The sequence below is a fragment of the Salmonella sp. 32070601201500089SM genome (assembly GCF_017573605.1).
Taxonomy (GTDB): Bacteria; Pseudomonadota; Gammaproteobacteria; order Enterobacterales; family Enterobacteriaceae; genus Salmonella; species Salmonella enterica.
The window spans coordinates 198,060-213,564 of the sequence record NZ_JAGETK010000009.1; the positions used below are offsets into that span (position 1 = coordinate 198,060).

The following is a 15,505-nucleotide window of genomic DNA, read 5'->3' on the forward strand; positions in this document are numbered from 1 at the left end:
CCTAAAGCGCAGGATGCTGTCGGAGCTTTCTCCACAGCCGGAGAAGGTGTAATTAGTTAGTCAGCATGAAAAAAAATCGCGCTTTTTTGAAGTGGGCAGGGGGAAAATACCCTCTGCTTGATGATATCAAACGACATTTGCCAAAAGGCGAGTGCCTTGTCGAACCTTTTGTGGGTGCCGGATCGGTGTTTCTTAACACCGACTTTTCTCGTTATATCCTCGCCGATATCAACAGCGACCTTATTAGCCTCTATAACATCGTGAAGTTACGTACTGACGAGTACGTACAGGCTTCGCGCGAGCTGTTTATGCCTGAAACTAACCAGGCTGAGGTCTATTACCAACTCCGTGAGGAGTTCAACACCTGCCAGGACCCCTTTCGTCGGGCGGTACTGTTTTTATATCTGAACCGCTACGGTTATAACGGACTCTGTCGCTATAACTTACGCGGGGAATTTAATGTACCGTTTGGTCGTTATAAAAGACCTTACTTCCCGGAAGCGGAGTTGTACCACTTTGCAGAAAAAGCGCAGAATGCGTTCTTTTACTGTGAGTCATACGCAGACAGTATGGCGCGTGCGGACAAGTCGTCGGTGGTCTATTGCGATCCGCCTTATGCGCCGTTGTCCGCCACGGCTAACTTCACAGCGTATCACACCAATAGTTTTAGCCTGACGCAACAAGCGCATCTGGCGGAAATCGCTGAGAATCTGGTCAGTAACCGGATACCGGTGCTCATTTCCAACCATGATACGGCGCTCACACGCGAGTGGTATCAACTCGCAAAATTGCATGTCGTCAAAGTTAGACGCAGTATAAGCAGCAACGGCGGCACACGTAAAAAGGTGGACGAACTGCTGGCTCTGTACCAACCAGGAGTCGCAACGCCTGCAAGAAAATAATTCTCAAGGAGAAGCGGATGAAACAGTATTTGATTGCCCCCTCAATTCTGTCGGCTGATTTTGCTCGCCTGGGTGAAGACACCGCCAAAGCGCTGGCTGCTGGTGCTGATGTTGTACACTTTGACGTCATGGATAATCACTATGTGCCGAACCTGACTATCGGCCCGATGGTGCTGAAATCCCTGCGTCAGTACGGTATTACCGCGCCTATTGATGTCCACCTGATGGTCAAGCCAGTCGACCGTATCGTGCCCGACTTTGCCGCCGCTGGCGCGAGCATCATTACCTTTCACCCGGAAGCCTCCGAACATGTTGACCGCACGCTACAGCTGATTAAAGAACACGGCTGTAAAGCGGGGCTGGTATTCAACCCGGCAACGTCGCTCAGTTATCTCGATTACGTCATGGACAAACTGGATGTGATCCTGCTGATGTCCGTGAACCCAGGCTTCGGCGGCCAGTCTTTTATTCCGCAGACGCTGGATAAACTGCGCGAAGTGCGTCGCCGCATTGATGCGTCCGGTTACGACATTCGCCTGGAAGTGGACGGCGGCGTGAAGGTGAACAATATCGGCGAGATCGCCGCAGCTGGTGCGGACATGTTTGTTGCGGGGTCGGCAATTTTCGATAAGCCTGACTACAAAAAAGTGATTGATGAAATGCGCAGTGAGCTGGCAAAGGTAAGTCATGAATAAGTTGCAGAATATTCGGGGCGTCGCCTTTGATCTTGACGGTACGCTGGTGGATAGCGCGCCGGGTCTTGCCGCGGCGGTGGATATGGCGCTGTATGCGCTGGAACTGCCGGTCGCGGGCGAGGAGCGCGTGATTACCTGGATTGGTAACGGCGCAGACGTATTGATGGAACGCGCGCTGACCTGGGCTCGCGAGGAGCGCGCCACGCTGCGTAAGACGTTGGGGAAACCGCCCGTTGATGAAGATATTCCTGCCGAGGAACAGGTACGCATTCTGCGTAAACTGTTCGACAGGTATTATGGCGAAGTGGCGGAAGAGGGCACCTTTTTATTTCCGCATGTCGCCGACACGCTGGGCGCGCTGCACGCCAGCGGATTGTCATTAGGTCTGGTGACGAATAAGCCGACGCCGTTCGTCGCGCCGTTGCTGGAATCGCTTGATATCGCCAAATACTTTGGTGTGGTTATCGGCGGCGATGATGTGCAAAATAAGAAGCCGCATCCGGAGCCGCTGTTGCTGGTGGCAAGCCGGCTGGGCATGATGCCGGAGCAGATGCTTTTTGTCGGCGATTCGCGTAATGATATTCAGGCTGCAAAAGCGGCGGGCTGCCCTTCGGTTGGCCTGACATACGGCTACAATTATGGCGAAGCGATCGCCCTTAGCGAGCCGGACGTCATTTATGACAGTTTTAACGACCTTTTGCCCGCACTTGGGCTTCCGCATAGCGATAACCAGGAAATAAAAAATGACTAAGCCCATCGTTTTTAGTGGCGCACAGCCCTCAGGTGAATTGACCATTGGCAACTATATGGGGGCATTGCGTCAGTGGGTAAACATGCAGGATGACTATCATTGCATCTACTGCATCGTAGACCAACATGCTATTACCGTGCGTCAGGACGCGCAGCAGCTACGTAAAGCGACGCTGGATACGCTGGCGCTGTACCTGGCATGCGGTATTGATCCTGAAAAGAGCACTATTTTCGTTCAGTCCCATGTGCCGGAACATGCGCAGCTTGGCTGGGCGCTAAACTGCTATACCTATTTCGGCGAGCTGAGCCGTATGACGCAGTTTAAAGATAAATCTGCGCGCTATGCGGAAAACATTAACGCCGGCCTGTTTGATTACCCGGTGTTGATGGCGGCAGACATCCTGTTGTACCAAACCAATCTGGTGCCGGTAGGCGAAGATCAGAAGCAGCATCTGGAACTGAGCCGCGATATCGCCCAGCGTTTCAACGGGCTGTATGGAGATATTTTCAAAGTACCGGAACCGTTTATTCCAAAATCCGGCGCGCGCGTGATGTCGCTGCTGGAGCCGACAAAGAAAATGTCCAAATCGGACGATAACCGTAATAACGTGATCGGCCTGCTGGAAGATCCGAAATCGGTAGTGAAGAAAATCAAACGTGCGGTCACTGACTCCGACGAGCCGCCGGTAGTGCGTTATGATGTGAAAGAGAAAGCGGGTGTCTCTAACCTGCTGGATATTCTTTCCGCCGTGACCGGTCAGAGCATTCCTGAACTGGAAAAACAGTTTGAAGGTAAAATGTATGGCCATTTGAAAGGCGAAGTGGCGGAGGCGGTTTCCGGAATGTTGTCTGAGTTGCAGGAGCGCTATCACCGTTTCCGCAACGACGAAGCGTTCTTGCAGAAGGTGATGAAAGACGGGGCGGAAAAAGCCAGCGCACGTGCGGCCGAAACGCTGAAAGCCGTTTACGAAGCCATTGGCTTTGTGGCGAAACCGTAACGGTTATTGCTTGCCCGATGGCGCTAGCTTATCGGGCCTACCAACGAGCGTAAGTTGGACAAGACATTTGCGCCGTACCGTTTATCAGACCTGTAAAAAAACCGGGAAAATCCCGGTTTTTTTGTATCTGCGCAGTCGTTTCTATTATTGATCGGCAGCCGGGCCGCAACCGCCAATAATTTTAGAAATAGAAATTGCAGGGTGCAGCAAATAATCGTAGCTGCAGTTATTTTTTTTGTTTTCGATATGACCAGTACAAGCAGTGAGCGTCGCCAGAACCCCTGCCACAACGGCAATTTTTACAAATTTAAACATGTCAAAATCCTTGTTGATAAAACGAGCACTACTGATGGAATAAATATAAGATCTATTTAGCGTATAGTACGATAGCAATTATTAAACTATACAGGTAGTCCAAATAAGGACTTTATCTTTACCAGATGATATGATTTAAAAAGGCCGATTAATAATAAGCGGCCTTTATTAGTGTTATATAATGTCGTTTATTTAACGAAATGTTTTCTTAACGTTAAGCATAAAGCCTTTATCGCTGATACCGTCCTCCTTCCACTGGTAGGCATCCAGATGTAGCGCGGTATCATTGCTGCTGTATTTCACGCCGATGGTTGCCAGACCATTAACGCCGCCGCCTTTTTGACCGTCATCCACGCCGAACGATTGACCCGCCGCACCCTGTAATGACGCTGTACGCTGGCTCTTGCTGTAGCTCAGGTTCGGGCCGCCTTCCAGGGTAGCTGTGGCGCTCCAGCCGTCTTTCCCGGCGTAATCCAGCTTCAGGCCGACAATAGAGTCTACCGCCGTTTCGTTGCCAGAGTTCATGGACAGGTTAAAATCTCCGGCGCTGCGCTCTTTGTAGCCATCTTCCATGGTGTGACGGAATTTCACTCCGGCATACGGCGTGACTTTCAGCGTATCACTCATCATGGTGAAAGTTTTCGCCCCTTCACTGCGAAACTCAAGGTACTGCTGACGCATGTCGGAATCGGCAATTTTGTTGACATCGCCATAGGCAACAGAACGGCTGCTGTCGAGGTTATGCACGTCATAGCGTAGGCTGTTGTTCCACGCCAGACCTTCATCAAACGCCATGCTGTGCTTCAGGCCAAAGAACTGGCTGTAGCCGCCTGTCAGGCCGTTATCGCCCGCAGTTTTCGAACCGTCGCCATCCAGACGCGCAATACCGTACTCCAGCGTCAGATTCTGGCTGGCGGTGAGATCCAACGTCTGGCGTAATGCCAGCATGTCGTACTGGGTGTCGTTGCCCAGCTCCGCACGTGGGTCGCCTTTCGCCACCACGTTGAACGCCAGACCATCTTTAATTTGCGGCGCGGCGTCGGCCAGCATGGTAAAGCGGTTGCTGAGTACACGCGCTTCACGGAATACCGTGGTGGCTTGAGCACCGCTCACCTGCTTCAGTGCGCTGTTCAGCTCGGCGGTAGTCCCCACATTAAGGCTGGTGTACAGCTCGTTGTTGGTGTAACCGGCGTCCAGCGCCTGCGCCACGTCGCTTACCGAGCTGTCGGTGGCCACATCGGCATAGGCGTTTTTGGTCATGGTGACGTCAACGTTGCCGTCGGCATCCTGGCTACCCTGGGCGTTCCACACCACGCTGGTGGAAGTGATGTTGTCCGCGCCCTGGATATTGCTGCCGGTGAAGGCGTTATCCACCACCACGGTGGTATCCGCCGTACCGCTGGTAAAGCCGGTATCCACCTTCACGTTGTCGCCAATCACCAGGTTATTGGCTTTCAGCGTACCGGAGCTACCGTCGGCGTTGGTGCCAACAATATAGTTGGAGAGCTGCTGCGGCGCGTTGGGATCCGCTGGCGGCGTCGGGATGCTGCCCTCGGTCGGGGCGGTAGTCGCATCCGGGATGACGATGTCCGCTGTCCCGTTATGGTCGTTCTGCGTGCCCGTAGTACCCGGCGCGTAGATGTCGCAGCCGCTGTCGCACAGCAGGTTGATTTCGCCGTTGTTGATGATGGCTTTGGTTGTGCCGCCAAACGCATACGAGTCATCCGCGTAAACGTTGATCACGCCGTCTGCGGTGTTGTTTATGGTGGTGGCATTACCGTTGCCCTTGATGCCGATAAGCCCGGTGCCGTTGGTGCCGTCCTCCTTGCCCTGCTCGGTACCGACGTTGATGGTGCCGCTATTGACCAGGTTAATGACATAACTGCTGGTGCCGCCGCTAATCGCCACGGCGTTATCGCCCTGCACGTTGATAGTGCCCTGGTTGCCGAAGTTATAGCCGCGGCCCAAATTGATTAGCGGCGCATCCGGGTTAATACCGTTAATCACGCCGGTTGCGGTGTTCCAGATCCATTTGGGGTCATTGCTGCCGTTGACCGTGGTGATGGCGCTGTAACCGTTAGTGGCGGTGATGGTGCCGCTGTTCACCTGGGTCAGCGAATCGTTGGCGCGCGTCAGATTGATGATGGTGTTCTCGCCGCCTTCCACCGCGCTGCCGCTGTTGGTAAGCGTTGCGTCCTCTTCGTTATAGAAATAGAAGCTGCCGCTGACCAGCGATTTGCCATCTTCCGCCACCGTCATATCGCCAGTATTGACGATTTCCTGCTGGTAGCTGGTGCCCGCTATGGAGCCGGTGAAATCGCCGTTATTGTAAAAAGTGACGTCGCCATTAAGGGTTAACAGATCGGTGGTGATGCTGCCGTCCGCTTCATTAAAGAGGCTGTGCCAGGTGGAAATAGCGTCCGCGTCCAGCGTCCCGTAGTTAGCCAGCGCGTTAGCCCCGCCGTTAATCGTCACGGTGCCGTTGACGGTGAGCGAGGCGCCCGCTTCGTTGTACAGCCAGCCCCCGTTAACGTCCACATCGCCGTTCAGGGTTTCAGTACCGTAGTTGGCCAGCGTACCGGCGGTGAAGAAACCTGTGTCGGAGGTCCTGGTGTCGCTGTCGCCGCTGCCGGGCAGAGACTGAATCCAGATTTTGTCCGTTGGCGTGCCGCCCATGTGTGAATCAGTATCATCCATCGGGCTGCCGTTAAGGTTGATAGAGCCGTTATTGATGATGTAGCTGGAACTGTCGCTCAGAAACGCCTGGCCGTAATCGGCGTCGATGTTAATCACGCCGCTGGTGTCGTTGATGACGACGCCGCCGTTGAGCGCCGCCATCCCGACCAGCTCGTCTGCCTGACCGGTCACGCCGTCATCGGCGGTCAGGGTGATCACGCCCTGGTTAATGGCGGTGCCGCCATTAAGCGCCATCATGCCGAACCCGGCGTTGTTGACGGTAATATTGCCGGTGTTGATAGCGGTGGCGTCGCCATTACCACTGCTGGTGGAACCTGCCACCATCCCCGAACTGGTGAGATAAAGCTGCGACGGTTTCCAGTAATTTGTGTCGGTGATGTTGTTTTCATCATCCAGCGTCGGGACAAAGCCGTCCAGATAGATATCGCCTGCGTTTGACGCTGTTCCTTTGCTGGCAGCGACGCCATATACGCCCGCGCCCTGCAAATGGATAGTGGCGCCCTCATCGTTAACGACATCGCCATAATCCGAAGCCATCATGGCGTAAAAGGTGTGGGTGTACCATTCCAGTGGGTATGTGCCAATACCGCCATTGCCCTGCGGCGTCTGGTTAGAAATGAGGGTGATATCGCCGCCGGCTTTGTTATGAACAGCCGATCCCTCGCCACTAGCCCTTGTGATGGCTGCACGATCCTCACTACTGTTGCTACTGGTCGCGTAGACCAGAATATCTCCGCTGTTGCTGACTTCCGAGCCGTTATCTGCGCGAATGACGGAATACACGCCATGGCTTGTAATATCGCCTTTATTTTCAATTGATGTGCCTTCGCCATCAGCCATCAGCAACGCGTTGTAGGTGTAATAGCCTGTGGGTATATAACTGACATTAACGTCAACAACTGAGTCATCACCCAGAATCAGGGAGCCGCCGTTGTTGACCCGCGCCAGTACAACGTGACCCCCCACTACCGTGTTGGTATCAATGGTAGAATGACCGTTTAGCGTAACGGTACTGTTACCGCTGACGCTGATGCCGGTAATGTCTGCAGAGGTTCCATCAAGTGGATCCTCGCTGTGGGTGATATTAATACCGCCGTCAATCTCAACGTCGTTATCATCACCTGTTACGCTCAGGCCAACAACGTCCAGGTATTGTCCGCTGGTGGCGGACAGATCGTTGTCATCAATATTCAGCGCGCCATTAAGGGTAACGGTATTGCCGTTACCGCCGACAACAACGCCGGTTAACGGGGGAGCCCCGGCAGCCAGATCATCCTGCCCGTAGTCGGCGCTGATATTTACGTTGCCGGTGATATCAACGGCGTTGTTGTCGCCGCTCACGTTCACGCCTGTCGCTGAGCTAAATACGCCTTCGCTGTCCTGGACTGAGACAACGTTAATATCGCCATCCAGCGTAACCTGCGACATATCGCCGCTCACCAGCGCGCCAGTGCCGTTAAGGCTGACGTCAATATCCCCTTTGTTTTTGAAGGTGTTTTTTTCGCCTGCAACCACAAAACCCACCGAGTCCGCATCACGTACGGTGGCGTTGCCGGTATTTTTTGCTTCATTTCCGGTACCGTAGGTGATGATGCCCATCGCGCCGTCGGTGACCAGCAGATCGCCCGCCTGGGTCAGGCTGCCGTTGTCGCCGTTGATAATCACGGCGGCAGAGCCCGCGCCATCCACCGCGATATCACCGGTATTGGTGGTATGGGCGTCGTCGCCGTCAATGCGCGTACCGACGGCGCCGCCAGAGATAGTTTGATTACCTTCGTTGATAACGAGCGCGTTGTCGCCTTCGATATACAGCGCCGTGGCGTCTGCGCCGCTGACGGTAGTGCTCCCGGCGTTATCGATAACCACGTTGTCGCCGGTAATGTGGCCGCCGGTGCCGCCGTCGGTGATGGTCATATCACCGTCATTGTTGACGCGGGCGTTATTGCCGTCAATGACGGTGCCGGTGGAGCCTGCGCCGCTGATGTTAGAGGTACCGGTATTCTTAATCGTGGCGTTGTCGCCGTCGATGATGATGGCGGTGCCGCCGCCGCTCACGGCAATGTCACCGGCGAAATTGGTGGTGGTGCCGTTGCCGGAAATCAGCGCGCCGGTGGCGTTGTCCACCGTGGAGTGGCCCGAAATGGTGTTGGTGGTGCCGTCACCGGAGATAACCATGCCGGTGGCACCGTCGGTCACACTGGAGTCCCCGGTGAGCGTGTTGACGGTTCTATCGCCGGAAATAATCACGCCGGTGCGATCCTGGCCGCTGATATCCATGCCGCGATCGGAATTATGCGCCTGGTCATCGCCGCTGATAACGGTGGTGTTATCGTCGGCAATAATCAGATAGCCCCGGCTGTCGTACTTCCAGTAGAGACCGTTTTCCTGGGTGCCTTCAATCACGGCGGCATTGGCGTCGGTCACGTCCCAGCCGGTGACGTTCAGCGTTTTACCGTCCGCGGTGGTGAGCTGCCACTGGTTGTCCTGTTCTGAATAATTCCACACGGCACCCTCAAGAACGCTGCCGTTATCCAGTTTGAAGCTGTCGAAGGTCAGGGTGTCTTTGCCTTTATCGATGGTGACGCCGTTGCTGAAGGTAATAACAGAGTCATCTGGGGGCGTGTCGTCGTCATCGCCGCTATCATCGGGCGGGGTTACATCGTCATCGCCGCTATCATCGGGCGGGGTCACATCGTCATCGCCGCTATCGTCGGGCGGGGTTACATCGTCATCGCCGCTATCGTCAGGCGGGGTCACATCGTCATCGCCGCTATCGTCGGGCGGGGTCACATCGTCATCGCCGCTATCGTCGGGCGGGGTTACATCGTCATCGCCGCTATCATCAGGCGGGGTTACATCGTCATCGCCGCTATCGTCGGGCGGGGTTACATCGTCATCGCCGCTATCGTCGGGTGGGGTTACATCGTCATCGCCGCTATCGTCGGGTGGGGTTACATCGTCATCGCCGCTATCGTCGGGCGGGGTTACATCGTCATCGCCGCTATCGTCGGGCGGGATCACATTGTCATCGCCGCCATCGTCAGGCGGGGTGACGTTGCCGCCATCGTCGGGTGGGGTAACGTCGCCGCCATTATCGGGCGTAGGGGGGGTATAAGAATGATTAGAATCTCCGCCACCGTTATTTTCAACGCCAATAGCCACACCTGCGACCAGTGCAGCAACGCCGCCAGCAACCCAGCCCCAGTGATTATCATTTTCAGGTGTAGCAAGGCAGGTCGGTGAAAGTTTTGCGCGTTTTTCTTTAGGCAGGGAGGAGATATTACTGGGACATTCTTTTTCATCATCGTTATTTTCTGCGGCGATGGCCGGAATGTAATAACTTTGTAGCGTTAAAGCGATAGCGATAGAAATAAGTTTTTTCTTTTGCATAGGGTTCATCCTTAATTAATATTTTCCTTGCGTACTAAACATATGCAGAGAGCGGTACAGGCAATGATGAAATGGCCAGAAGAAAAATTATGCTTTAGTGTTTATTTTATCACCCGATAACCAGGTCAGGTCAAATTGAGTGCTTAACGGTGTTATTTATTGTATGAATGAATAAGAGGTGAATTTGACGAGTAAAAGGGTTTTTAGGCAGAATTATTATTATTTAAATTTGTCCGGTGTATTTAAAGTTAGTTTCTTAATTCACTTTTAAGTAAAAATAATTTGAGATTACGAGTGGTTGTAAAATAAAGCCCTGTTATTCAGGGCTTTATTTTAATTAATAATTAGAGAACCAATTTAATTTATCGCGTAAGCCAACGACCCGGCCAACGATAATCAGCGCCGGGCTTTCAACCTGTTGCGCTAATTCACCGAGCTGCGTCAGCACACCGTGGACGACGCGTTGCTTCACAGAGGTACCGTTTTCTACCAGCGCAACCGGCATATCGGCCTGCATACCGAATGCGATCAGTTTTTCCTGGATAGTCGCTGCCTGATTCAGCCCCATGTAGAACACCAGCGTCTGTTTTTCTGCCGCCAGGTTTTCCCAGTCCAGCTCGCCGCCGGTTTTCAGGTGACCCGTGACCAGACGTACGCTCTGGGCGTAATCGCGATGAGTTAGCGGAATACCGGAGTAGGCGGAGCAGCCGGAAGCCGCGGTAATCCCCGGCACTACCGAGAAAGGAATACCGGCATGACACAGCGTTTCCAGCTCTTCGCCGCCGCGACCAAAGATAAAGGGATCGCCGCCTTTCAGGCGTACCACGCGTTTACCTTTTTGCGCTTCACGCAGCAGGATCTGGTTGATTTCCTCCTGTGGGACGCAGTGGTAACCCGCGCGTTTCCCCACAAAGACCCGATCGGCATCGCGGCGTACCAGGTTCATAATGTCGTCGGAGACGAGGCGATCGTAAACCACGATATCCGCCTGTTGGATTTGTTGTAACCCTTTCAGCGTCAGCAGTCCGGCATCGCCCGGCCCGGCGCCGACCAGCACGACTTCGCCACGGTGATCCAGCGGTTCGCTAAACAGGCGTTCGGTTGTCGCGTTAACCGCTTTCTCATCGGCATTCGCCAGCGACTGCGCCAGCCGGTCATTGACGAAAAATTTTTCCCAGAAGCGACGACGCTCGCCCATCGTGGCAAACTGCTTTTTCACTCGGGCGCGGAGTTGCCCGGCATAGCGCGCGACCTGCCCCAGATGCTGCGGCAGCAGCGATTCCAGTTTCTCGCGCAGCAGACGCGCCAGCACTGGGGAAGTGCCGCCCGAGGAGACGGCGACCATCAGCGGCGAGCGGTCAATAATGGAGGGCATGATAAAGCTGGCGGCTTTCGGCGCATCCACCATGTTGCAGAAGATACGGCGTGACTCCGCCGCGTCGCTGACACGCTGGTTGACGGTATCGTCGTCGGTGGCCGCGATCGCCAGCCAACACGAGTCGAGAAGCGTTTCGTCGAACGGACCCTCAACCAGAGTCAACATGCCTTCATTTGCCCATACGGTGAACTGTGGAATAAAGGTTAGCGCATTGACCGTTAAACGTGCGCCTGCTTCCAGCAGTAACCGTGCTTTGCGTTCTGCGACATCGCCACCGCCGACGATCAGACAGTCGCGGTCGCGTAATTGACAAAATATAGGCAAATGGTCCACGACATTACCCCTTAATGGTTGGCTGTAACCTTAATTTGGTTGGTTTTTTGCGGAACAGGACGCTCCGATTTCGGCGTAGCATACCAATAACCCAATCCCATGAACACGACGCCGGACAAAGTATTACCCAGAGTGACCCATAACAGGTTGTGTCCGATTCCGGACAGGGTATAGGCGTCGCTGTGATGACCAAACCAGGAGAGGGCGAACAGCGTCATATTCGCGACGGAGTGCTCGTAGCCGGAAGCGATAAACGCCAGCAGACACCACCAGATAGCAAGAAATTTTGCCGTGCCTTCGGTGCGGATTGCCATCCAGATTGCCAGACAAACCAGCCAGTTACACAGCGCGCCTTTGAAGAACAGTACCGTGGCGGGCGCGGTGGTTTTCGCCAGCGCGACTGAGTGAACGATGCTGGTATCGACCGGCAACAAACTGCCGCCGCCCCAGCTGTAAAGCAGGGCGACAAACACGGAACCGACCAGGTTGCCGAGCCAGGTTTGCGGCAGGATAGCCCACATTTGACCGTGGCTGATGGTGCCTGCTTTGACGCCCAGCGTCAGGAACATGGTGTGGCCGGTAAACAGTTCGGAACCGGCGATGATGACCAGCGTTAAGGCGATACCGAAGGTCGCTCCCATCACCAAAGGACGCACGGACGGGTCGAGCAGATTGCCGAGGGTGAAAATAAGAATGATGCCGAGACCGACATAAGCCCCGGCCATTGCCGAACTGACCCAGAAGCCGAGCGGATTATTCGCCGACAGGCGTGCGATGCGCGCAGCGTTAGCCGCACACTTATTAATAGTGTCTGTAAACATTTGATTATCCTTTTCTCACTTCATCCTTTGCACTGCCTCTTTGTTGGCTGCCCTCGCTCACCCCAGTCACATAGTGAACTATGTTCCTGGGGATTAATGAGGGACATCCTTGTCCCTCACCGAAGGCAGCCAGCGGCTGTTCAAATTCGTTCCTGACGAATTTGTTGCTCAGTTGCCGCCGCGATGCAGTACAAATGATTTTGTGATAACAATTAAAATGAAAAAAAAATACAAAAAAGGGGAGGCGTTGCGCCTCCCAAAAATAATTAACCGCGCAACTGCACCACGCCGTCTTTCACCCGCGCGTCGTAATGTTTCACAGAAAACTGCTCATCTTCCATGCATAAACCATCGCTCAGGCGGAAGCGCTGCTTTTTCAACGGGCTGGCGACCCACAGTTCGCCCTGGTGTTCCGCAATCAGCCCACGAGACAGCACACTGGCCTCAAAGAACGGGTCGATGTTGCTGATCGCAAACACCTGATCGCTATGGTAAGGACGGAAAATCGCCACCTGCTCGCCGCCTGACAGCGCGCAGACGCCGGCTCCCGGCAGGATGTCATCAATTTTGCAGATGTTTTGCCACTGGCTCATGCGTTTTCCTCCACCAGAGTGACCGGGATGCGTTCATACGGCGTGGCCGGACGATGCTGTTCGCGTTCAGGCACAACCTGGACATTTGGGTCGCGTTTGTCGCTGTTGATGAAGTGTTTGAAACGAACCTGCGCCGCTGGCGTGTTGACGGTCTCCGTCCACTCGCAGACCACCGCTGCACGCAGGCGCGCCATCTCTTCTTCCAGATGTTCGTTCAGGCCCAGCTTATCGTCGATGATGACCGATTTCAGATACTCGATGCCGCCTTCCAGATTATCCAGCCACGGCGCGGTACGGGTCAGTTTGTCGGCAGTACGGATGTAGAACATCATAAAGCGGTCGAGGTACTTGATCAGCGTGTCGCGATCGAGATCGGCTGCCAGCAGATCCGCATGACGCGGTTTCATGCCGCCGTTACCGCAGACGTACAGGTTCCAGCCTTTCTCAGTGGCGATGATACCGACGTCTTTACCCTGCGCTTCCGCACATTCACGGGTACAGCCGGAGACGCCGAACTTCATTTTGTGCGGGGTGCGAATGCCTTTGTAGCGGTTTTCCAGCTCCACGCCGAAACCGACGCTGTCGCCCACGCCGTAGCGGCACCAGGTGCTGCCGACGCAGGTTTTCGCCATTCGCAGCGCTTTGGCGTACGCGTGACCGGTTTCGAAGCCCGCTTCAATCAACTGACGCCAGATTTCCGGCAGATCGTCTTTTTGCGCGCCGAACAGACCGATACGCTGAGAACCGGTGATTTTGGTATAGAGGTTAAACTCGCGGGCGATACGACCCACGGCCACCAGACCTTCCGGCGTGATTTCACCACCCGCCGAGCGCGGGATCACCGAGTAGGTGCCGTCTTTCTGAATATTCGCCAGGAAGTTATCGTTGGTATCCTGCAACGGCGTGTGCTGCGGCTTGAGGATGTATTCGTTCCAGCACGACGCCAGCAGCGAACCGACGGTCGGCTTACACACTTCGCAGCCGTAGCCTTTACCGTGTTTCGCCAGCAGTTCTTCAAAGGTTTTGATACCTTCCACGCGGATTAAGTGGAACAGTTCCTGACGAGAATAAGCAAAGTGCTCGCACAGGTTGTTGTTGACTTCAATACCCTGTTTCGCCAGTTCGGCGTTCAGTACCTGCGTCACCAGCGGGATGCAGCCGCCGCAGCCGGTTCCGGCTTTGGTTTCCGCTTTCAGCGCCGCCACGGTATGGCAGCCTTTATTGATAGCGGCGATCAGATCGCCTTTAGTCACATCGAAGCAGGAGCAGATCTGCGCGCTGTCCGGCAGTTTATCCACGCCGATAGCGGGTTTACCACTGCTCGCGTGCGACGGCAGGATCAGCGAATCCGGGTTTTCCGGCAGTTCGATGGCGTTCAGTACCAGTTGCAGCAAATTGCCGTAATCGCTGGTGTCGCCGACCAGTACTGCGCCGAGCAGCGTTTTGTTATCTTCGCTGACAATAAGACGTTTGTAGACTTCTTTGCTTTCATCGAGGTAAACGTAGCTACGCGCGCCCGGCGTGCGGCCATGCGCGTCGCCGATGCCGCCGACGTCCACGCCCAGCAGCTTCAGTTTGGCGCTGAGATCCGCGCCTTCAAAGGCGTTTGCACTGCCGAGGATATGGTCAACGGCGACCTGGGCCATTTTATAGCCTGGTGCGACCAGACCGTAAACGCGGTTGTTCCAACTGGCGCACTCGCCGATAGCGTAGATATCTGGGTCAGACGTCTGGCAGGTGTCGTTAATCACGATCCCGCCGCGCTGCGCGACGGCCAGACCGCACTGGGTAGCCAGCTTGTCGCGGGGGCGAATACCGGTAGAGAAGACGATAAAATCGACTTCCAGCTCGCTGCCATCGGCAAAACGCATAGTCTTACGCGCTTCGTTACCCTGCTGAACAATCTCTTGTGTGTTTTTACTGGTGTGTACACGCACGCCCATGCTTTCGATCTTGCGACGTAGCTGCTCGCCGCCCATCTGATCGAGCTGTTCCGCCATCAGCATTGGCGCAAATTCAATGACGTGCGTTTCCACGCCGAGGTTTTTCAGCGCGCCAGCGGCTTCCAGCCCCAGCAGACCGCCGCCGACCACCGCCCCGCGCTTGCTGCGACGGGCGCAGGCTTCGATAGCGTTGAGGTCTTCAATGGTACGGTAAACGAAGCAATCCTGGGTTTCGGAGCCTTTAATCGGCGGGATCCACGGATAGGAACCGGTCGCCATGATCAGCTTGTCATAATAAACGGTACGACCCGCGCTGGAGTGAATCACTTTCTCCTGACGGTTAATGGTAATTGCGCGTTCGCCAACCAGTACCTTTACGCCGTGCTTCTCGTAAAATCCTTCACGCACCAGAGAGAGCTCTTCCGCGGTGTGGTGAGAGAAGTAGGATGACAGGTGGACACGGTCATAGGCTTTACGGGGTTCTTCACAGAACACGGTAATGTCGAACAGGCTAGCGTCGGATTTATCAAGGAGATCCTCAATAAAGCGGTGGCCGACCATACCATTACCGATAATAGCGAGTCTGACTTTGCTCATTTTTGCCTCGATTTCTTTTCTATTACCGCCTACCTTAACGATTCAGCAACCCCGCTTATTGATGTAAATCAAATTCACCTTTATATACCTCTT

At 54.6% G+C, this 15,505-nt stretch carries 10 protein-coding genes; 4 read left to right on the forward strand and 6 right to left on the reverse strand.

The genetic code is table 11. The annotated features are described in order from the left end of the window. The first annotated feature begins 65 nt into the window (after positions 1-65). From dam to trpS, 4 genes are read left to right on the forward strand one after another with little or no spacing between them, the layout of a single operon-like run. Positions 66-902: an adenine-specific DNA-methyltransferase gene (dam, locus tag J4728_RS15895; protein ID WP_000742132.1), complete on the forward strand. Its 837-nt coding sequence runs from the start codon at positions 66-68 to the stop codon at positions 900-902. Positions 903-919: 17 nt separating this feature from the next. Continuing rightward, entirely contained in the window at positions 920-1,597 is a 678-nt protein-coding gene (gene rpe / locus J4728_RS15900) for a ribulose-phosphate 3-epimerase (RefSeq protein ID WP_000816285.1), read from the forward strand. Continuing rightward, positions 1,590-2,348 (forward strand): phosphoglycolate phosphatase, encoded by a 759-nt coding sequence (gph, locus tag J4728_RS15905; RefSeq protein WP_208212049.1) that lies wholly within the window; start codon positions 1,590-1,592, stop codon positions 2,346-2,348. Before rpe ends, gph begins: the two co-directional genes overlap by 8 nt. Beyond that, complete coding sequence (gene trpS / locus J4728_RS15910; protein ID WP_000165562.1) at positions 2,341-3,345, forward strand: tryptophan--tRNA ligase; 1,005 nt, start codon at positions 2,341-2,343, stop codon at positions 3,343-3,345. Before gph ends, trpS begins: the two co-directional genes overlap by 8 nt. Positions 3,346-3,489: 144 nt before the next feature. On the opposite strand, the gene J4728_RS15915 is transcribed toward trpS, so the two are convergent. The 6 genes from J4728_RS15915 to nirB form a co-directional block, all read right to left on the reverse strand. After that, positions 3,490-3,660: a YhfL family protein gene (locus J4728_RS15915; RefSeq protein WP_000472323.1), complete on the reverse strand. Its 171-nt coding sequence runs from the start codon at positions 3,658-3,660 to the stop codon at positions 3,490-3,492. A 192-nt stretch (positions 3,661-3,852) separates the two neighbouring features. Beyond that, positions 3,853-9,756, reverse strand: a complete 5,904-nt coding sequence (gene bigA, locus J4728_RS15920) for an autotransporter adhesin BigA (RefSeq protein ID WP_208212050.1) — start codon at positions 9,754-9,756, stop codon at positions 3,853-3,855. Positions 9,757-10,084: 328 nt separating this feature from the next. Continuing rightward, positions 10,085-11,458 (reverse strand): siroheme synthase CysG, encoded by a 1,374-nt coding sequence (gene cysG, locus J4728_RS15925; RefSeq protein WP_001522210.1) that lies wholly within the window; start codon positions 11,456-11,458, stop codon positions 10,085-10,087. 11 nt (positions 11,459-11,469) lie between these two features. Then, positions 11,470-12,279, reverse strand: coding sequence for a nitrite transporter NirC (nirC, locus tag J4728_RS15930; protein ID WP_000493576.1), 810 nt, complete (start codon positions 12,277-12,279; stop codon positions 11,470-11,472). Positions 12,280-12,545: 266 nt separating this feature from the next. Further along, the gene (gene nirD, locus J4728_RS15935; RefSeq protein WP_208212051.1) at positions 12,546-12,872 is read right to left on the reverse strand and encodes a nitrite reductase small subunit NirD; all 327 of its coding nucleotides are present in this window, start codon (positions 12,870-12,872) and stop codon (positions 12,546-12,548) included. Further along, positions 12,869-15,412 (reverse strand): NADPH-nitrite reductase large subunit, encoded by a 2,544-nt coding sequence (gene nirB, locus J4728_RS15940; RefSeq protein ID WP_076735976.1) that lies wholly within the window; start codon positions 15,410-15,412, stop codon positions 12,869-12,871. Before nirB ends, nirD begins: the two co-directional genes overlap by 4 nt. Positions 15,413-15,505 lie beyond the last annotated feature (93 nt).

Bases quoted from the DNA above. Each gene is read 5' to 3' on its own strand.
- dam (WP_000742132.1), top strand. From the start codon at position 66: ATGAAAAAAAATCGCGCTTTTTTGAAGTGGGCAGGGGGAAAATACCCT.
- rpe (WP_000816285.1), top strand. From the start codon at position 920: ATGAAACAGTATTTGATTGCCCCCTCAATTCTGTCGGCTGATTTTGCT.
- gph (WP_208212049.1), top strand. From the start codon at position 1,590: ATGAATAAGTTGCAGAATATTCGGGGCGTCGCCTTTGATCTTGACGGT.
- trpS (WP_000165562.1), top strand. From the start codon at position 2,341: ATGACTAAGCCCATCGTTTTTAGTGGCGCACAGCCCTCAGGTGAATTG.
- J4728_RS15915 (WP_000472323.1), bottom strand. From the start codon at position 3,660: ATGTTTAAATTTGTAAAAATTGCCGTTGTGGCAGGGGTTCTGGCGACG.
- bigA (WP_208212050.1), bottom strand. From the start codon at position 9,756: ATGAACCCTATGCAAAAGAAAAAACTTATTTCTATCGCTATCGCTTTA.
- nirC (WP_000493576.1), bottom strand. From the start codon at position 12,279: ATGTTTACAGACACTATTAATAAGTGTGCGGCTAACGCTGCGCGCATC.
- nirD (WP_208212051.1), bottom strand. From the start codon at position 12,872: ATGAGCCAGTGGCAAAACATCTGCAAAATTGATGACATCCTGCCGGGA.
- nirB (WP_076735976.1), bottom strand. From the start codon at position 15,412: ATGAGCAAAGTCAGACTCGCTATTATCGGTAATGGTATGGTCGGCCAC.